Here is a 17,272-nt window from a genome sequence, read left to right on the forward strand (position 1 = left end):
TTCGACCTAACCAGTTTCAAGACCTTCTTGACCAGCCTGGCAAGGTATGTTGCTAACGCGCCGACTACGCACAGCAGCTCATCGAAGAGGCTCGCAGATCCCAGCCTCGTTGGCGGATTACATCAACTACGAAGCCGTGGTCCGCGAGATGGAGCTAAATAGCGACGTGTTCACCCTCAAAACGAGCTACCCCGAAGTCCATGTATTCTGAAGTCGCTGAGCATGAGAAACAGAGAGCGGCCCTTAGGGCCGCGTCGACTTGACTATGTGATACAGCACCTCCATAAAGGATGTCTTTCGTTGATCCTGCTGCAGGGATCAGGACCAGTTTATTCAAGGGCTTAATAATGAAGGTCGATATCGACTTGACAGATCCAAGAGTTCAATTTGCCCTTGCGTTAGTGGGGCGGCAGGTGGGAATAGCTCTGGATCTACCTCAGAGGATCGAGTCAGCGGTACTGCCGATCTACCACACTCTGAAAAAAAATAAACTTGAGCAGACCGGCTCTGGTGTTGCCTTTCAGATTGGTAGCGAGTACTTCGTTCTGAGTGCATCACATGTGTTCGATGATATTGGTATTAATCAGTTATGCATGGCTGTCACCAAGGGAGAGCTACTATGTACTTTCGGGGGCGATAGATTTAGCAGTGCTAGAGGTAAGTCAGGAACTCATGCTGATGATCCTATAGATGCGTCTGTATTTCACATACAGTCAGAAGTGCCAGATGAGTTCAAGCGGATAGCATTGACGCTGGAGGATGTAGATTTAGAGCAGTCTGATGATGTTGGCTGTGTTTATATGGCCGCAGGCTTCCGCTCGAAGAAGTCCAATACGTCCGGAAATCAAGCTAATGCTAAAAGAGAATGTTTTCCTTCGCGCGAGCTTGACCAAGAAGATTATTTGAAGCTGGGCCTGGATCGGAACATTCACATAGCTCTCGCGTATGAAAACCAGACGGTAATTGGCGGCAGATGGCAAACCTCTCCAAGCCCAAAGGGCATTAGTGGAGGAGCCATGATCAAGGCTAAAAGGTATACCGATGGTACCGCGGCCAGGTCTTCGTTTCCACGAGGAGACTGCGCGGCAATTACTTGGCGGAATCACCATTGCTCAACGCCGCGAGCGTGGAGGGAAACCCGGAGCACTCATAGCAACAAGAATAGGTGTCCACCTTGGGTTGATACAGAACTATCTGCCTGAGGTTTTCATCGACACCGACCTAAAATCAGACTAATAGAACCTTATTCGCGCCGTTGAAGGTCGTTGTGATTTCAATAGAAAAAGGGGACGAATTTATTTTCTGGCTGAAGGACGTTAGATTGCGCGCAAGAATGCTAGGTTTGAAACAGCGTTTCCTCAACCAGCACTATCCAGTGTCAAGCTAATCCCCACCCAAAGGAACCCTTGTAATGGACCTACACAGCGAATTCGAAAAGAGCAAATACTTCCACCATGCCCGTATCGACCGGCGCGCGGCCGATGCCTTGGTAGGGTTGGCCGCAGGAATTACGGCGGACGGTGACGTGAACACCACGGAAGCGATTTTCTTGAAGCAATGGTTAGAAAACAACCTCGCGCATCTCAATGATCCAGTAATCAATCTGCTTTATTCACGTTTGGCGTCCATGCTTCAAGACGATGCGCTGGACCCGGACGAGTCTCTTGAGCTGCTCAACATCCTGCGTGGTTTTTCTGGAGCGAGTATTGAGCCTTCGCAGGTAGGCAGAGCTGTTGCGGTTGCTCCTACGGACCTGCCGTTCAATTCACCTGCCCCTGATTTGCTGTGGGATGGCCGAATGTTTGTATTTACAGGCGTCATGGCCTTTGGGCCGCGCAAGGATTGTCAGGCGTTGGTCGAGGAGCGGGGTGGTTTGATAGGGGGTGGCGTGAGCAAGAAAGTGCATTATCTGGTCGTTGGTAGCGTGGGTAATGAACAATGGCGCCACAGTACCTACGGAACGAAGATCATGAAGGCAGTGGAGCTGCGGGAGGCGGGTGCTTCGATTGCTATTGTGGGTGAGGATCACTGGCAGAAAATGCTGTTTGGTTGAGATGGCTTCGTTGGTGTCGTTCCAACGCAGGCAGCCGTGTCTTGGCCGGCAGATTGTCGGTAGGACTAATGGTCTTATAGCGAGCAGGCTCGCTCCTACAGGTTTTGTGAACATCCCAGAAACAACGAAGCCCTCGCATTTCTGCGAGGGCTTCGTTTTGTATGGTGCCGGCACCAGGAGTCGAACCCGGGACCTACTGATTACAAGTCAGTTGCTCTACCAACTGAGCTATACCGGCGTGTGGGCGACGATTATAGCGATTGGGCCGGTTCTGTAAACCCCTGAATTCTGACTATTTTTATGCAGGCCGTGGCTCGGCGGCGCGGCGGAGCTTGCGTGCGGGCATCAATCGACGCACGGCCAGCAAAATTGCAGCCCTGACGGCATTAAAACCAACCGTTATGTCAGTTTGTTTTGGCGCTTATGCACAATGGGAAGGAAGCGCCGAACGGAATCTTTCCTTTTTGTGACACTTTTCTCGTTTGCCCGCAAATCCCTGTTTTCATGGTTTTTTATCCATATGAACAAAAAATGAACAGCTTGGAGACGCTCAGAAAATCACGACTTACTTGGATCCACGCTTATTTCATCAACAGAGTTATCCACAGGCTGTCGCGTGTGGCTGACGCTCTGCCAGCAGTAATAGATTTCTTGGCGTAAGAGGTGCTTCGCAGAAGATACCAAGGCGCACTTCGTAACCCTTTTGGCTGAGGAAAAGTGCCCGGTCCAGCACCAGCCAAAGCTCCAACGGCCGTCGGAAAAGGCCTCGCACCAGTTCTAGGTTGCGCACCTCGGCCAGGCGCTGATAACCCGCAGCTTCCAGTTGGTCCCAATCGGGGGAACCGACTATGGATAAATTCTTCAGGGCCGCCAGGTCGGTGCAGTAGTGGGCGAACGGTTTTTCCAGCCAGGCGTTGGGTAATGACGGCGTGGGCAGGTAGTCGTCGCTGCGGCGGATTTGCCTTTGCAGCAGGTCGAAGGCCAGGCGTCGGGCCATGGATTTGTCCCGTTGCCGTCGGACGCGCGCGCCGGCGGTGACGGTTTCGCTCAATGGCAGGCCGAGGTCGTCCAGCGACAGTTGCAGGCTGGATTGGCTGGCCGCATCGGACAGCGGTTGATACCGCGCCGTGCTGATGCGGTTGTAGCAGCACGGTGCGATAGCCATTTGTGCGCAGCCGGCGGCACTCGCCAGGTGCATGAGCCGCACATGCAGGTCGCCGCAGGCGTGGAGGGCTATCGGGGTGTGTTCCGGTTGGATCGCCTGGGCCGCGTCCGGCGCCAATACATCTTGCTGCAAGTGCATGGCCGGCAGGTTGTGGCGCTGGCTCAGTTGCTGGCCGGCGGCGACCAGCATGGGGTCGTGTTCCAGGCAGGTCAGGTGCTGAACGTCGCGCAGTAACCGTCGACCCAGGTGGCCTTTGCCAGCGCACCAGTCGAGCCAGTGGGTCGGTTTGGTGGTGAAGTTCAGGCGGCTGGCGAAGGCTTCGATCTGCTGCCATTTGCGCCCGGGTACGTCGACGTTGAGGCGATGAGTTGACGCTTTTAGCAGGCTGGCGGGCAGCTCGGCGACAGCGCTCAATGCGCGGGCGGTAGCGGCCCATTGCGCAAACGGCGCGGGCGCGTCTTCAATCAACCACGGCTGGTGATGGTCGTTTTCCGCCGCTTGCAGCGAACGCTGGCGTAGCCATTGGGCCAGTTCGGGGTGGGAAGTTTCCCAAGGTAGCTGAAGATGAGTGAAAGGGCGGGGCTTCCATAGCGCCTGGTGCTCTGTGAGAAAAGCATCCAGGGCCATGAAACGGGCGAGCAATGTTTCGCCCGTTAGCACCTCGCTCTCAGCGCCCTTGGCAGGCATCGACGCGCAACCAGCGTTCCAGTTGCTTGAAGCCTTGTACCAGGACGAAGGACATCAGCAGGTAGAACATGCCGGCCGCGAAGAAGATCTCTACCGGCAGGTAGGTCCGGGCGATGATCGTACGGGCCATGCCGGTAAGTTCCAGCAGGGTCACGGTGCTCGCGAGGGCACTGGCCTTGAGCATCAGGATCACTTCGTTGCTGTAGGCCGGCAGGCCGATGCGCGCGGCGCGGGGCAGCATGATGTACAGCAGCGCCTTGGGGCGAGACATGCCCAGGGCCCGCGCGGCTTCAATTTCGCCACGGGGAATGGCCTGGATCGCGCCGCGCAGGATCTCGGCGATGTAGGCGGCGGTGTGCAGGGTCATGGTGGCGGTGGCGCACCAGAACGGGTCCCGCAGATAAGGCCACAAGGCGCTGCTGCGCACGGCGTCGAACTGCGCCAGGCCGTAATACACCAGGAACAGCTGAACCAGCAGCGGAGTGCCGCGGAAAAAGAAGATGTAGGCGTAGGGCAACGCCCGCACGTACCACAGGCGCGATGAACGGGCGATGCCCAGCGGAATCGCCAGCAACAGGCCGGCGATCACGGCGATGGCCACCAGCTCCAGGGTCAACGTCGCGCCCTGGGCCAGTTTCGGCAGCCACTTGATGATGACTTCCCAGTTCATTGCGTGCTCCTGGCGAAACCACGGGCCGCGCGTCGTTCAAGCAGGTGCATGCCGATCATGGCGAGTACTGTCAGCCCCAGGTACATGAGCGCGGCGACCAGATAGAAGGTGAACGGCTGTTTGGAAATGGTTACGCCGATTTGCGCGTGTCGCATGATTTCTTCCAGGCCGATCACCGAGACCAGCGCGGTGTCCTTCATCAGGATCATGAACAGGTTGCCCAGGCCGGGCAGGGCGATGCGCCACATTTGCGGCATGATCAATCGGGTAAAGATCCGCCATTTCGACAGGCCCAAAGCGACGCCGGCTTCACGGTGGCCCTTGGGGATCGCCAGGATTGCGCCGCGAAACACTTCAGTAGCGTAGGCGCCAAAGCACAGGCCGAGTGCGATGACGCCGGCGGCGAAGGCGTTGAGAGCAAGGTCGGGATTGCCGAAGTACTCACCCAAGGCGCGCATCAGGTTAACGGTGCCGAAATAGATCAACAGCACCCAGAGCAGTTCCGGGATGCCGCGAACCAGCGTTGAATAAGTGCCACCAAGCCATTGCAACGGCTTGTATGACGAGGTCTTGGCCAGGGCACCGAGCAGGCCGAGTACCAGCCCCAGGCATAAGGCAGAAAGGGCCAACTGGACGGTCATCAGCGCGCCGGCGGCTAGCGCCGGGCCGAATCCGTAGAGGTCAATCATCATGGGTATGTGTTCATATCGCGGCAGGCTTTGCTAAGGACCGGCGCCGTACAACAGCGGCGCCGGTCAGGCACGTCAGGATCAATAGATGCTGAACGGGAAGTACTTGTCGTTGACCTTTTTATAGGTGCCGTCGGCAACGATCTCTTTTAATGCGGCGTTCAGCTTGTTGCGCAATTCATTGTCACCCTTGCGCACGGCGATGGCGATTTTGTCGCCCTCTACCACCGCGTCACCTTTGAATTCGTAAGCCCGGCCAGCTTCGGTTTTCAGCCAGTCGTAGTTCGCGTATTTGTCTGCCAGGATCCCGTCGAGACGACCGGAGGTCAGGTCCAGGTAGGCGTTTTCCTGGGTGTCGTAGAGTTTCAGTTCGACACCTTCCATGTTTTCTTCCATCCAAGTGCCGGCGAGCGTGGAGCGCTGTGTCCCGATGACCTTACCCTGAAGAGACTCTTTATCGATTTTGAAATCGACGTTTTTCGGTGCGATGAATTGCAGTTTGTTGGTGTAGTACGGGTCGGTGAAATCTACGGCTACTTTGCGCTCTTCGTTGATCGACAGCGAGGAGATCAGGAAATCGAACTTCTTGGCGTTCAGGGCCGGGATGATGCCGTCCCAATCGGAAGTGACCACTTCGCACTCGACTTTCATCTTGGCGCACAGGGCGTCGCCGATGTCTTTGTCGAAACCCACGACCTGGCCGCTGGCGTCCTTGTTATTGAACGGAGGGTAGGCTGCTTCGATGCCCATTTTCAGTTTGCCGTCCGCCATGGCGTTGGCCGAAAGGACCAGGCTGGCCGCAGCGGCCAAGAGTATTTTCCTGTAGGTCTGCATAGGTACTGCTCCGTTAGCGGTTGCTGGACATGAATTGTTTGCAGCGCGCCGAAAGCGGGCTTTCGAAAACCTGCTGTGGCGTTCCTTGTTCTTCGACCAGGCCCTGATGAAGAAATACCACTTCGCTGGAAACCTGGCGGGCAAACCCCATTTCATGGGTAACCAGCAGCATGGTGCGGCCTTCTTCGGCCAGGGCGCGGATCACACTAAGTACTTCCTGGACCATTTCCGGGTCAAGGGCAGAGGTGGGTTCGTCGAACAGAATCACCTTGGGCTGCATTGCCAGCGTGCGGGCAATGGCGGCGCGTTGCTGCTGGCCGCCGGACAGTTCGGCCGGGTAGGCGTGGCGCTTGTCGGCGATGCCGACCTTGGCCAGCAGGGCTTCGGCGACTTCGACGGCTTCGGCCTTGCTCTGGCCGAGCACCCGGCGCGGAGCCTCGATGATGTTGTCGAGCACGCTCATGTGCGGCCAGAGGTTGAAGTTCTGGAAGACAAAACCGATCTCGCTGCGTATGCGGTTGATCTGTTTGCCGTCGGCGGCTACCAGTTCGCCGTTTTTCGCCGCCTTGAGCTTTAGCTCTTCGCCAGCCACCAGGATCTGCCCCTGGTTGGGGTTCTCCAGCAGGTTGATACAACGCAGGAACGTGGACTTGCCGGATCCGGAAGAGCCGAGGATCGAGATCACGTCGCCGTCGCGAGCGGTCAGCGAGACGCCCTTGAGCACCTCCAGCTGGCCGTAGCGTTTGTGCAGGTTGCGGATTTCAAGCGCGGGCGTGGCCTGGGCCATGTGCGTTCCTCATGATATGTGCTCCCTTGCTGTCGGCAGCCTTCCTGGCGAGGCGGCCAAGCTAGCATGCGTCCGGATGGCCGCCAACAGCGCTACGACCGGTAAACCGGCGACTTGCGGCAGCTTGTCGCATCGGCGCAGCAGACTGTCGCGCCGTCAACAACCGAACGGCTGTTTGAACCTGCCTGTCAGCGAATTGCCTGGGGAGTCGCGTAAAAAAAGGCGCGATGGTGCCAGCTTTGGGCGGGGGTGGGAAGGGTTAACCGGATGAGCGTGCCTATTCCAATTGGCATTCGAACCAACTCCCAATCGATCTAAACATCGGTGTTCATAAATCGATCAAACGATGGCGTCCAAAATCAGGAGTGGTTGCCATGAACTCGCTATCTCGTCTCGTCGCTTTAGGCGCGCTGCTGTTCCCCATCTTCCTCAACGCCACCAACCTGGCGCCCATCGACAACACAGGCGTCCAGATCCAACCCATGCAGCAGAACGGCATTACTTATCTGTCCGGCGGCATCGGCGAAGACGAAGCCCGGGCCATCGGGCAGGCCCAGGGTTACAACCTGCACATGACTTTTGCGATCGGCCCGGAGAACAAATACGTTCCGGATGTGGACGTGACTGTGCAGAACGCATCAGGACAAACATTACTGACGCTCAGCGATGCGGGCCCGCTGGTGTATGTGCAACTGCCGCCGGGCAAGTACAGCGTGGTGGCGACGCGCAACGGGGAGGAGCGCCGCGACACCGCCGATTTGGGCAGCGGAGCCGCGCGCAAGCTGGTGTTCCACTGGAACAGCAGCGAGTAGCCTGCCCGCTTATTCGCCGGCGGGCTCTTCCATCGACTGGCGATAACGGTCCAGCGCCTCGCTGAAGTCCTTGATGAACTCCGGCGTGCTGAGCCAGCGCTGGGCCGCCTCGCGGTCCATGTCATCGACCCACATGCGGTAGTCCACCAGCATGTCGGCAGCCAGGTTGGTGGCGGCCATGCTCTCGTTTTCGGCGTTCTTCAGATCCAGCAGGCCTGGGCGCTCGATGATCATTTCGCTGACGTTGGCCAGCAATGTGTCGAGCATTTCGCTGCGGCTGACGGCCTCGGCGTCGCGCAGCTTGACGAACAACTCCTGTACATAAACCGGTGGCTGGGCGGTTGCATGGGCCGGATCGCCATACATCGGGATGGATTTTCGCCCGGTCATGCGGATCTGCTTGGCTTTGTCTTTGGCACGCTTGGCGCGTTTTTGCTGTTTGTTCAGTGAGGCCATTGGGCTTCGGTTTCCAATTCGTTAGGGGGCGGTGCCCGGCTCAGTCGATTTTCGGCACGGTAAAGCGAAATTCGCTGCCCTGGCCTGGCTGGCTTTCGGCGTGCAGTTTACCGCCATGAGCCTGGACAATCCCCTTGGATATATACAACCCAAGTCCGGTGCCATTCGGGTTGCCTTCCTTGGTTGTCCAGTAGCGGTCAAAAACATGCGGCAGCTGTTCAGGGGCGATGCCTTCGCCGGTATCGCGGACGCTGAACACGATCTCATCGCCCACCGACATCGCGCTGATGCCCACGGTCCCTTGCTGCGGCGTGAATTTGATGGCATTGCCGATCAGGTTGGACAGCACTTGGAACAGCCGCTCGGGATCTGCGTTGATCTTGAGGTTGGGCTCGGCATGGAAAGAAATATCGATTGCCTTGGCGGAGGCCAGCGGCGTGAGCAGCGAACAGGCGTCTTCGAAGATCTGGCTGACGTCCATCGGCTGAGGGTTGATGGTGTAGCGCCCGGCGTCGATGCGCGAGGTGTCGAGCAGGTCTTCCAGCAGTGCATTCATGCGACTGGCGGCTTGTTGCATGGTGTCGATGGCCGAGGCAATTCGCTTCGAGCTGTGTGAGCCGTCGGAGCTGAAGGCCTTTTGCATCATGCCGCAGAGCATGGAAATGACCGTCATCGGGTTGCGCAAATCATGGGACACGACTGCCACCAGTTCATCGCGTGCTTGCACCGCCTGGCGCTCCTTGCGCACCTGTCGGGCCAGATCATTTTCCAGGGCCGAGCGGCGCAGGTCGTTGGCGGCGAACAAGTCGCCATGGCTCCACTTGGCGCTGATACCGTCCATCTCGACTTTCCAGATTTCAAACGAGGTGCGCGGCCGCAGGCGTAATCCGGTCTCGCTGTCTTCCAGGTCGAGGGGTTTTTGCGGGTCGCCGCTCCAATTGATGGTTTGCTTCACTTCGGGACGGAACCACAGCACGCCGTTTTCCACAGGCTTGGGCAGATGAATCGCCACCACCCCGCTCGCTACATCCTGAAAAGCCCTGGCCGGGGCGAAAACGCTGCCCAGGTTATGGTGAGAGAAAACCGGCTGACCTGTTGCCAATATCCACTTGTGCAATTCGCGGATTTGCTCCGGTTCGGGGCACTGACCGTGGCGATGCAGTTTGTTGTCCTCGAAGATCGCAACGCCGCTGGCCCCGGTGAGGTCCATCAGACGTTGTGGCTCGCAGCACAGGCCATCGAAGACGTTTTCGCTGGATTCGGCCATGGCGGCGGCAAGCGTCTGTAGGTCCTCCAGCTTGGCGTCCCGTTGCCGAGTCAGCTCAAGGGTTTCCATGGCGCTGATCTGCAGTGACAGGATCTGGCCGATGGTCTGGCAGGCCATGCGCATTTCATGGGGCACGAGCAGAGGCTGGCGATTGCCGCAGCTGATCAAGCCCCACAGCTGTTCGCCTTTCATCAACGAGATGCTCATCGACGACAGCACGCCCATGTTCTTCATGTATTGACGGTGGATCGGCGAGACGCTGCGCAGCGTGGAAAAACTCAGATCCAGCGGCGCCTGGGTATCGGGACGCAGCTCGGGCACCAGGGGTATCGGCATATAGTCGGCGTTGGGGATGATGCGCAACCAGTTGGTGCGATACAGCTCACGGGCCTGCTCGGGAATATCCGAGGCTGGAAAAAACAGTCCCTTGTAAAGCTCCATCGATGGCGCGCTGGCTTCGGCGATGACCTGCCCGTGGCCTTCTTCCTCAAAGCGATAGATCAGCACGCGGTCGTAGCCGGTCATGGCTTGGATTTCCCGCACGCTGATTTCGTACAGCGTCTGAAGGTCTTTTGCGCTTTGCAGGCGCTGGAGCATGCGGCCCAGGTTGGCCTCGCCGCTGACGCCTTCGGGGCGATAGTCGCTCAGGTGTTGTTCCAGCTCGATGATCAGGGCGCCCTGATGGCGATGCACCAAGGCGTCAAAACGCTGCTGGTTCACGACGATGGCTACGGGCGCGTTGTCGTTTCCCGGGGCCGCGTGACAGGCAATGAGGATGGCTTCTGCCTGCTCCAGTCCCACCAGTGCATCAAGCGTCTGGTCCAGCAATCTGTGGGGATCCTGTCCCATCAATTGCAAGACGTTGGCGCTGACCTGACGGATTACGAAGTCGGGCTCGGACAGCATCAGCAACACGCCATGAGGTTGGATGGCACCGGGGAAGCGAATCGGTTCGTCTGCGCAATTAGCCAGCAGTTCTTCGAAGGCTTCCTGGTTTTCCGGGTTCATAGCAGTACCTTTTGGCTGTCCAACCAGTGTTCAAAATGAGTAAACGTCGCCTTGGCGGCACGTGTGACTTCGAGCGTCTGGGGTTCGCCAAGGTTCCTGTCGTCCAGGTATTGGAGGAAATCCTTCCAGCGGCGGCCGGTCAGTTCACCATACACGTTGAGAAAGGCAGCGCCACTGGAGGCATCCAGGCCAAGCTGCTCCGCCACCCTGCGTCGCAGAATCTGTCCGCCGAGGGTCGCTCCTTCCAGCACGTAGGAAACGCCGAGGGCGGCCGCGCGGGAGTCGATCTGCGGCAGTTGCTGGCAAACGGGCAGCGCCTCGATAGCGGCGGCATCCATGCCCAGCGCCGTGAGATCGGCCCGCAATACCGGAAGCTTGATGCGCAGGGATTGGTCCAGCCCGGACGGAATCAATGCCAATACCTGAAGCCGTTGTTCCAATGGCCGGTAAAAGCCGTAATAGGCCGCCATCAGGCGCCGGTACAGATCCAGGTTCAGCCGTTCCGAAAAAAACGGCAGGCGTTTTTCCAAGGCGACATGCAACTCGGCGGTTTCAGTCCGCAATGCCTGGATCAAAGAGGGGTGGGTTGCGGCCGGTGACATGCAGAATGGAGCTCGTTGGCTGGAGCGTTGCTGAAAAAAAACGCATCAATATTACATGGGTTTTTTGAGTATGCGTTTATCGATAAGGGCTTCATTTCTTCAGGTCGCTGCGTCCGGGGGGGACTCCTCAAGTCGCGCCCGTTCGCAATCCAGCGCCTTGCGCAGTTCTTCTTCGGTGGGGAGCACCAGTTGATACTGGCTGGCGAACAGCTGTTCATGGCCTTGCAACACGGAATAACGCACCACCGACTCGTCTTTTTGTGCACAAAGAATGATGCCGACGGTGGGTTTATCATCAGGGCCGCGCCTGAGCTCATCGTAGAGTCGCACATACATATCCATCTGGCCGATGTCCTGGTGGCTCAGCTCGCCTCGCTTGAGATCGACGATCACAAAGCATTTGAGCAGATAGTTGTAGAAAACCAAGTCGAGGTAGAAATCCTTGCTTTCGGTGCTGATGCGCTGCTGGCGTGCGATGAAAGCGAAGCCTTTACCCAGTTCGAGCAGGAAGCCCTGCAGCTGGTTGATCAGGGCTTGTTCGAGATCGGTTTCCAGCAGCCTGCCGGTGTTTGGCATTCCAAGAAACTCAAGGACTACCGGATCCCTGACAATGTCCCTGGGCCCGAACGCTAGTTGCTCAAGATGGGTTGCTGCTTCCTGCTCTACCGCAGGTCGATCGCGGCTTGCCAGGAGGCGTTCGTAATAGAACGTGCCGATCTGGCGCTCCAAGGCGCGGGTGGACCAATTCTGGGTGGCGGCTTCGTTCATGTACCAATGTCGAGTGTTGTCGTGTCCTACCCGCAGAAGCGTGCGGTAATGGGTCCAGCTCAATTCGGTACGCACTGCGTTCCAAATTGAAAACTTCAGATAAAAATCCCGCATATGCCGCAGGTTACGTTCATCAAACCCTTTCCCAAACCGGCCCGTCAGCACCTTCGCCAAGGACGCTAGCAACCTTGCGCCATAAGCCGCGCGTTCGGCGCCTCCTTGCTCGAACTCGATGATGTGCCGGCCGATCTGCCAGCAGGTCTGTACCTGGAGAGTGTCAACGGCACGCAACACTTTCTGGCGTGCCTGGCGAATCAGCTCGCCTAGTTCGTTGATCAAGGGCGCGAGCTGTGGATCGTCTTGGGGCAGTATCGGCTTCATCGAAGTGTCCAGCCATTGGAAGGGGCGGACCAGAAGAATGCTCCCATGAAAGCTTCGATGATGTCAGACGGAGCTGATTGCTTTGGAGGAAAAATAGCTGACTGATGCAGGACGGGTATGACGCAGCCCACGCTGGTGGAGCTTGGTCTGTAGGAGCCGTCCCACCAGCGTATGATCCATCGTCAGTCGCTGACTGAAGTCAGCCTTGGCCTTGCGTCAGCGCCTGGGATGCGGCCACATAATCAGCCTGGAATTGCTTGCTTTCCACCCAATCCAGGGCAGTCTGCTCATCGACGCCCGTGGTCAGGCGACGGTATTCGATCAAGGCGGTGATGATGAAGTCGGTCGCTTCTTCTTCACCTTCCTGTTCCAGCACGAGCGCCAGCAGTGGATGGCCCAGGAATGCTTCGAGCATGGCTTTCTGGCTGACCTTCTCGGCGGCGCTCATGATGCGGAACAGGTCCGACAGGTCCACGGTTTCCAGGTCGATGCGCTCGTCGTTCGGGTCCAGGAAGTCGTTCGGCGCAGCGGCACGCTGGATGCGATTCTTCTTGGCTTTCTCCTTGGCGCGCTGGCTGCGTTTTTGCTGTTTGTTCGCCGATGACATGGTCGGATTCCTGATGAATAAGGCCATCTATCCTACAGCTTCGACGCGAACGCTTCGAATCTCAATCCACCACGAACAGCGTCGCCCCTGATGGAGTGGAGGAGCGATGAGGCTCGGCCTGGTCGGCCACCTGGTAGCTCATGCCGGGCTTGAGCAGGAATTGCCGGCCGTCTTCGAGCTCGGTGTTCAGCTCGCCTTTGAGACAAAGCAGGATATGGCCCTTGGTGCACCAATGGTCGGCCAGGTAGCCGGCCGTGTATTCCACCATCCGTACCCGAACGCTGCCGAAATGCTGCGTGCGCCAGTAAGCGGTTCCGGTAATGCCTTTGTGTTCGGTGGGTTCGATGGTGGACCAGTCGGTGGTGCCGAAGGGGATGCCGGTGATATCCATGTCGACTCGCATGCAGGAGGAGGGGAGCGGACGAATGTAGCTGAGTCGACAGGATGCAGGAAGGAAATCCCGGACAATAAAAAACCCCGATCAATTTCTTGATCGGGGTTTTCGGTATTTGGTGCCCAGAGACGGAATCGAACCGCCGACACGGGGATTTTCAATCCCCTGCTCTACCGACTGAGCTATCTGGGCAACGGGGCGCATTAAACGGGTTTTTCAGGGGGGCGTCAAGCAAGTTATCAAAAAATATTTAACTATTACCGTCGCTTACGATTCGCCCCCGCTCCGGGCAGCTTATTCGGAGGGCGGCACGTAGCCCTCGGCCTTGGCGTATTCTTCGCCGGAAAAGAACTTGTCCATCTCCCCTTGAAGATATTTGCGATCTTCGGCATTCATCATGTTCAGGCGTTTTTCGTTGATCAGCAGCGTCTGGTGTTTTTGCCAGTCGCCCCAGGCCTTGGCTGATACGTTGTCGTAGATGTCCTGGCCCTTGGCGCCGGGAAACGGTGCGCGCTCCAGGCCTTCCAGCTGTTCTTTGTACTTGCGGCACATGATGGTGCGGGTCATTGCAACTCTCCTGCGTTCAATACAGCGGCCGCGCGTTCGAGCAATGTCTTGACCGGGGCGGCTAGGCCCAGGCGCGGCGGGGTGGCGAGGTTATACCAGAGCCAGTCGGCCTCGGCCACGTGATGGCCGGTTTCGCGGACCCGGACCAGCCAGGGTTCGATTGCCAACTGGAAGTGGCTGAAAGTGTGTACCAGGCTTGGCATTGCCTGTTGCTGACCCAGCTCCAGCGAATGTTGCAGGGCCAGGTGTTGCAGGTCGTCGAGGTCGTCGAGTTCCGGCAGGCTCCACAGACCGCCCCACAAACCGGTGGATGGGCGACGGTAAAGCAAGATGGCGCCTTCGCGGTTAGCCAGCATGGGCATCAAGGTGCGTTTCTTGGGCACTTCCTTGCGCGGCTTGGGAATCGGATAGCGGGTTTCCAGGCCCAGCATGTGGGCTTCGCAGCCTTTTTCCAGCGGGCAGAGCAGGCAACTGGGTCTGCTGCGGGTACAGAGCGTGGCGCCCAGGTCCATCATCGCCTGGGTATAGGCGTTGACCCGATCCTGAGGGGTAAAGCGTTCGGCAGTGGCCCAGAGCTGTTTCGCAACCTTTGGCTCGCCTGGGTAGCCGTCCTGGGCAGTAAAGCGCGCCAGCACCCGCTTGACGTTTCCATCGAGAATCGGCGCCCGCAGGCCCATGCTGATGCTGGCAATCGCGCCAGCGGTGGATAGGCCGATTCCCGGCAGTTCCGTGAGCTTCTCCACATCCCGGGGAAATTCGCCGCCATATTGCTCGACGACGATTTTCGCGGTTTTCTGCAGATTACGAGCGCGGGTGTAGTAGCCCAACCCGGTCCACAGGTGCAGCACTTCATCCTCCGGCGCGGCGGCAAGGGCCTGGACGGTAGGCAGGGCGGCCATGAACCGGTCGAAGTAATTGAGCACCGTGCTGACCTGGGTCTGCTGCAGCATGATCTCCGAGACCCATACCCGATACGGGGAGATGTCTTGCTGCCAGGGCAGGTCATGGCGCCCGTGGCGGTCGAACCAATCCAATACGGCGCTGGAAAACTGCTCGGATGTCATCGCTTGAACAGCCCCTTCAGCGCATCTTTGAGCTCGGGGCTGACCTTGTCGCCGAGCTTCTCGTCGATCTTGTCGCCGAGGCGGTCGCCGGCCAGTTTCGCCGCAACCTTGCCCAGCCCGTCGTTGTCCAGGCGGCAGGCTTTCGCGCCCAGCTCCAGCGGGCCTCGGCAGCGTAACGGCCACTCGACATCGACATAACGCTCGTTGACCTGGCAGGCCGGGTCGGGCATGTCGCTCTTGTCGCCTTCAACGATGACGCCGACGCGGTAGTCCATGCCCAATACCCGCAGGTCGATGTCACCGTTGCCATTGACCGTCATGCCGGGGATGCGCACTTTCAGGTCCGGATTGCTGGCCACGCCATTATGGAAGGTAAGGTTGCCGTCGAGTTGCTGGAACGGTGTGTCCTTGCCGCGCGGTTCACCGCTGAGACTCTTGCGGTTCAACGTGGCGATGCCTTTGCACAGCTGCTGTTCGAGGTTGGCATTGAGCAGCACGCCATCATTGATGACGAACCCGGCATTGCCGTTCAGGCTGTCGATCAGGGCCTTCTGGCTGTTGCCACTGGCGGTGACGGCGCTGTTGAGCGTCACCAGGCCTTTGACGGGCGGATTCTTGCCCTGGCTTTCGATGATCTTGTCGGCCGGCACCCGGTTGATGCGGGTTTGCAGGCTCAACTGCGGCGTGGGCTGGCGCACGTCCAGCGTGCCCTTGGCTTCGAAGTTGCCGTTATACAAGTCGCCCCGCAGGTTTTCCAGCGTCAACAGGCCGCCGAGCCCGGTGGCTTTCAGCGCGGCATTCTGGATGGGCAGCTTGTCGAGGGTCAGTTGGCCGAAGCTCAGGTCGGCATCGACATCGAGCTTGCTCAGGCGCTCCACCGGGAACAATCGATCGTTGCTCCACGCGCCCTGGGTCGGGGCGCTTGGTAGCGGTGAGCTGCCGGCACCGGCCATGGCGCTGGCCTCGGTGTTGCTGACTTCGGCCTCGCGGGCAGCCTTGGCGCTGTTGGCTTCGGCGGACTTTGGCGGCAGGTAGCGATCAACATTGAAGGTGTCGGCCTTGAGCTGGGCACGCAGTGACTGCTTGGCGATATCTTCCACGGCGATGCGACCACTGAAATTGCTCTCATCGATTTTCAGGTTGATGTCGTTGAGCTCGACGCTGGTCGGTGTGGCTGCAATGCGGCTCGCCAGCTCGACCTTGCTCAGGCTGCCATCGGCCATCGCCGGCAGTTTCTGGCCGATGCTGTCGATGAAGCTGGCCAGGTCGAATGAAGCAATCGACACGCCGCCATTCAGCTGCGGCGTTTTGTCGAGATCGTTGACCTTCAGCTCGCCCAGGGCGCGAAGCTGGTTCAAGGAAAGCTTGATACCGGTCCATTCGGCAACGTTGGCTGCCTTGTCGAGGAACAGTTGCCCTTGCGCCGCAAAGCTCACGGTCTTGCCTTGCAACGGATCGCCGGTGGCTTCACCGGACAGCTTCAGGTCTTCGAATTTGTAGCGTTGCAGTGCGCGTTCGAAGCGCAGCTCGCCAGTCACCTCGGTGCGCACCCGAACAGCCGGCTGGTTGCTGGACAGGAAAGCCGTGAGGGTAACCGGGATATTGGTGGAATCGTGGATCGGGCCGGTGCTCAACTGGATGCTTTCAGCGGTAAACAGCTTGCCGGTCTGCTCGTCGCTGTATTCGACCCGGGCGTTGTTCACGGTCAGGCTGTCGATGTCCAGGCGAGTGGGTTGGGCCGGTTTCTCTGTCGGAGCGTTGGCCGGCGGGGCGGACTGTTCGGTTGGCGCCGGCGCCTTCGTAGCGGTCGTGGAGGCGGGCGCCTTGCCGATGTCTTCCCAGTTGCCATGACCGTTCTTGTCGCGGTTGAGCCGCAGGTTCAGGCCTTCGACCCGTACATCGCTCATCTGCACTTCACGGCGCAACAGCGGCATCACCCGGACTGAAAGCCCAAGCATCTGCAAGTCGGCAAAGGGTTGGGTCGGATTGGCCAGGGTCGCAACGCTGGCTTCGTGCAGTTCAAGACCCAGCCATGGAAACAGGCTCCAGCCGATATCGCCATTGAGGGTCAGCTCGATGTGGGCCTTGTCGCGGGCTATCTGGCGGATCTCTTCCTTATAGTCGTTGGGATCGAAGAGGTGGGTCAGGGCAAAGCCCAGGGCCACAATGATCAGCAACAGCCCGAGAAGTACCAGACCCAGGATTTTGCCGAACGCTTTCATGGGCGAATCCTTGTAGGTTGAGTTCAAATTTTACCGGAGAGTATAACGTCCCGGGTTGGTGGAGCGTTGGGTCATCGTTTTTCGATCCTCCACTGGTGGAACGGCAGGCGCGGTTCACCGTGGCGAGGGAGCTTGCTCCCGCTGGACTGCGAAGCAGTCCCAAACCAGGCGAATCAGGACGCCTGGCACACCGTGGAGACAGCTTTAGGGGGCGCTGCGCTCCCCAGCGGGAGCAAGCT

17 protein-coding genes and 2 tRNA genes are annotated in these 17,272 nt (G+C 58.6%); 3 read left to right on the forward strand and 16 right to left on the reverse strand.

The features are described from left to right. Positions 1-347: 347 nt before the first annotated feature. Entirely contained in the window at positions 348-1,202 is an 855-nt protein-coding gene (locus tag J3P97_RS01485) for a hypothetical protein (protein ID WP_434673322.1), read from the forward strand. A gap of 209 nt (positions 1,203-1,411) precedes the next feature. Further along, the gene (locus J3P97_RS01490; protein WP_434673323.1) at positions 1,412-2,053 is read left to right on the forward strand and encodes a BRCT domain-containing protein; all 642 of its coding nucleotides are present in this window, start codon (positions 1,412-1,414) and stop codon (positions 2,051-2,053) included. A gap of 162 nt (positions 2,054-2,215) precedes the next feature. Here J3P97_RS01490 and J3P97_RS01495 read toward each other — a convergent pair. The 6 genes from J3P97_RS01495 to J3P97_RS01520 all read right to left on the reverse strand — a co-directional run bounded on the left by J3P97_RS01495 (position 2,216) and on the right by J3P97_RS01520 (position 6,885). Further along, positions 2,216-2,291: transfer RNA gene (locus J3P97_RS01495), tRNA-Thr, on the reverse strand. A gap of 360 nt (positions 2,292-2,651) precedes the next feature. Next, positions 2,652-3,905 (reverse strand): methyltransferase, encoded by a 1,254-nt coding sequence (locus J3P97_RS01500; RefSeq protein ID WP_434673324.1) that lies wholly within the window; start codon positions 3,903-3,905, stop codon positions 2,652-2,654. Next, positions 3,886-4,575 carry an ABC transporter permease gene (locus J3P97_RS01505; RefSeq protein ID WP_434570279.1) on the reverse strand — a complete coding sequence of 230 codons (690 nt, stop codon included), beginning with the start codon at positions 4,573-4,575 and terminating at the stop codon, positions 3,886-3,888. The genes J3P97_RS01500 and J3P97_RS01505 overlap by 20 nt, the downstream gene beginning before the upstream one ends. Beyond that, positions 4,572-5,267, reverse strand: coding sequence for an ABC transporter permease (locus J3P97_RS01510; RefSeq protein WP_434673325.1), 696 nt, complete (start codon positions 5,265-5,267; stop codon positions 4,572-4,574). Before J3P97_RS01510 ends, J3P97_RS01505 begins: the two co-directional genes overlap by 4 nt. A 78-nt stretch (positions 5,268-5,345) precedes the next feature. Beyond that, entirely contained in the window at positions 5,346-6,098 is a 753-nt protein-coding gene (locus J3P97_RS01515; protein ID WP_434673326.1) for an ABC transporter substrate-binding protein, read from the reverse strand. 13 nt (positions 6,099-6,111) lie between these two features. Beyond that, entirely contained in the window at positions 6,112-6,885 is a 774-nt protein-coding gene (locus tag J3P97_RS01520) for an ABC transporter ATP-binding protein (protein ID WP_434602538.1), read from the reverse strand. A 374-nt stretch (positions 6,886-7,259) separates the two neighbouring features. Between J3P97_RS01520 and J3P97_RS01525 the strand changes: the two genes are divergently transcribed. Continuing rightward, positions 7,260-7,697 carry a carboxypeptidase regulatory-like domain-containing protein gene (locus J3P97_RS01525; RefSeq protein WP_434673327.1) on the forward strand — a complete coding sequence of 146 codons (438 nt, stop codon included), beginning with the start codon at positions 7,260-7,262 and terminating at the stop codon, positions 7,695-7,697. Positions 7,698-7,706: 9 nt separating this feature from the next. On the opposite strand, the gene J3P97_RS01530 is transcribed toward J3P97_RS01525, so the two are convergent. The 10 genes from J3P97_RS01530 to J3P97_RS01575 all read right to left on the reverse strand — a co-directional run bounded on the left by J3P97_RS01530 (position 7,707) and on the right by J3P97_RS01575 (position 17,033). Then, the gene (locus J3P97_RS01530) at positions 7,707-8,153 is read right to left on the reverse strand and encodes a hypothetical protein (RefSeq protein WP_434602541.1); all 447 of its coding nucleotides are present in this window, start codon (positions 8,151-8,153) and stop codon (positions 7,707-7,709) included. Between the two features lie 40 nt (positions 8,154-8,193). Continuing rightward, positions 8,194-10,428 carry an ATP-binding protein gene (locus tag J3P97_RS01535; RefSeq protein WP_434673328.1) on the reverse strand — a complete coding sequence of 745 codons (2,235 nt, stop codon included), beginning with the start codon at positions 10,426-10,428 and terminating at the stop codon, positions 8,194-8,196. Beyond that, complete coding sequence (locus tag J3P97_RS01540) at positions 10,425-11,030, reverse strand: biliverdin-producing heme oxygenase (RefSeq protein WP_434673329.1); 606 nt, start codon at positions 11,028-11,030, stop codon at positions 10,425-10,427. The genes J3P97_RS01535 and J3P97_RS01540 overlap by 4 nt, the downstream gene beginning before the upstream one ends. Positions 11,031-11,129: 99 nt before the next feature. Continuing rightward, positions 11,130-12,179, reverse strand: coding sequence for a PDDEXK nuclease domain-containing protein (locus J3P97_RS01545; RefSeq protein WP_434673330.1), 1,050 nt, complete (start codon positions 12,177-12,179; stop codon positions 11,130-11,132). Positions 12,180-12,378: 199 nt separating this feature from the next. After that, positions 12,379-12,786, reverse strand: a complete 408-nt coding sequence (locus J3P97_RS01550; RefSeq protein ID WP_434654047.1) for a hypothetical protein — start codon at positions 12,784-12,786, stop codon at positions 12,379-12,381. A gap of 61 nt (positions 12,787-12,847) precedes the next feature. Further along, positions 12,848-13,177: a DHCW motif cupin fold protein gene (locus J3P97_RS01555; RefSeq protein ID WP_434570261.1), complete on the reverse strand. Its 330-nt coding sequence runs from the start codon at positions 13,175-13,177 to the stop codon at positions 12,848-12,850. Between the two features lie 119 nt (positions 13,178-13,296). Then, positions 13,297-13,372, reverse strand: a tRNA-Phe gene (locus J3P97_RS01560). Between the two features lie 102 nt (positions 13,373-13,474). Then, a complete protein-coding gene (locus J3P97_RS01565; protein ID WP_003186755.1) occupies positions 13,475-13,747 on the reverse strand; it encodes an oxidative damage protection protein in 273 nt (90 codons plus the stop codon). Continuing rightward, positions 13,744-14,811 (reverse strand): A/G-specific adenine glycosylase, encoded by a 1,068-nt coding sequence (gene mutY / locus J3P97_RS01570; RefSeq protein WP_434673331.1) that lies wholly within the window; start codon positions 14,809-14,811, stop codon positions 13,744-13,746. Before mutY ends, J3P97_RS01565 begins: the two co-directional genes overlap by 4 nt. Further along, positions 14,808-17,033: an AsmA family protein gene (locus tag J3P97_RS01575; RefSeq protein WP_434673332.1), complete on the reverse strand. Its 2,226-nt coding sequence runs from the start codon at positions 17,031-17,033 to the stop codon at positions 14,808-14,810. The genes mutY and J3P97_RS01575 overlap by 4 nt, the downstream gene beginning before the upstream one ends. Between the last annotated feature and the right edge of the window lie 239 nt (positions 17,034-17,272).

This window comes from Pseudomonas sp. R1-15, assembly GCF_051132085.1.
GTDB lineage: Bacteria > Pseudomonadota > Gammaproteobacteria > Pseudomonadales > Pseudomonadaceae > Aquipseudomonas.

Coding starts and splice junctions, on each gene's coding strand:
- J3P97_RS01485 (WP_434673322.1), top strand. CDS start 348: ATGAAGGTCGATATCGACTTGACAGATCCAAGAGTTCAATTTGCCCTT.
- J3P97_RS01490 (WP_434673323.1), top strand. CDS start 1,412: ATGGACCTACACAGCGAATTCGAAAAGAGCAAATACTTCCACCATGCC.
- J3P97_RS01500 (WP_434673324.1), bottom strand. CDS start 3,905: ATGCCTGCCAAGGGCGCTGAGAGCGAGGTGCTAACGGGCGAAACATTG.
- J3P97_RS01505 (WP_434570279.1), bottom strand. CDS start 4,575: ATGAACTGGGAAGTCATCATCAAGTGGCTGCCGAAACTGGCCCAGGGC.
- J3P97_RS01510 (WP_434673325.1), bottom strand. CDS start 5,267: ATGATGATTGACCTCTACGGATTCGGCCCGGCGCTAGCCGCCGGCGCG.
- J3P97_RS01515 (WP_434673326.1), bottom strand. CDS start 6,098: ATGCAGACCTACAGGAAAATACTCTTGGCCGCTGCGGCCAGCCTGGTC.
- J3P97_RS01520 (WP_434602538.1), bottom strand. CDS start 6,885: ATGGCCCAGGCCACGCCCGCGCTTGAAATCCGCAACCTGCACAAACGC.
- J3P97_RS01525 (WP_434673327.1), top strand. CDS start 7,260: ATGAACTCGCTATCTCGTCTCGTCGCTTTAGGCGCGCTGCTGTTCCCC.
- J3P97_RS01530 (WP_434602541.1), bottom strand. CDS start 8,153: ATGGCCTCACTGAACAAACAGCAAAAACGCGCCAAGCGTGCCAAAGAC.
- J3P97_RS01535 (WP_434673328.1), bottom strand. CDS start 10,428: ATGAACCCGGAAAACCAGGAAGCCTTCGAAGAACTGCTGGCTAATTGC.
- J3P97_RS01540 (WP_434673329.1), bottom strand. CDS start 11,030: ATGTCACCGGCCGCAACCCACCCCTCTTTGATCCAGGCATTGCGGACT.
- J3P97_RS01545 (WP_434673330.1), bottom strand. CDS start 12,179: ATGAAGCCGATACTGCCCCAAGACGATCCACAGCTCGCGCCCTTGATC.
- J3P97_RS01550 (WP_434654047.1), bottom strand. CDS start 12,786: ATGTCATCGGCGAACAAACAGCAAAAACGCAGCCAGCGCGCCAAGGAG.
- J3P97_RS01555 (WP_434570261.1), bottom strand. CDS start 13,177: ATGGATATCACCGGCATCCCCTTCGGCACCACCGACTGGTCCACCATC.
- J3P97_RS01565 (WP_003186755.1), bottom strand. CDS start 13,747: ATGACCCGCACCATCATGTGCCGCAAGTACAAAGAACAGCTGGAAGGC.
- mutY (WP_434673331.1), bottom strand. CDS start 14,811: ATGACATCCGAGCAGTTTTCCAGCGCCGTATTGGATTGGTTCGACCGC.
- J3P97_RS01575 (WP_434673332.1), bottom strand. CDS start 17,033: ATGAAAGCGTTCGGCAAAATCCTGGGTCTGGTACTTCTCGGGCTGTTG.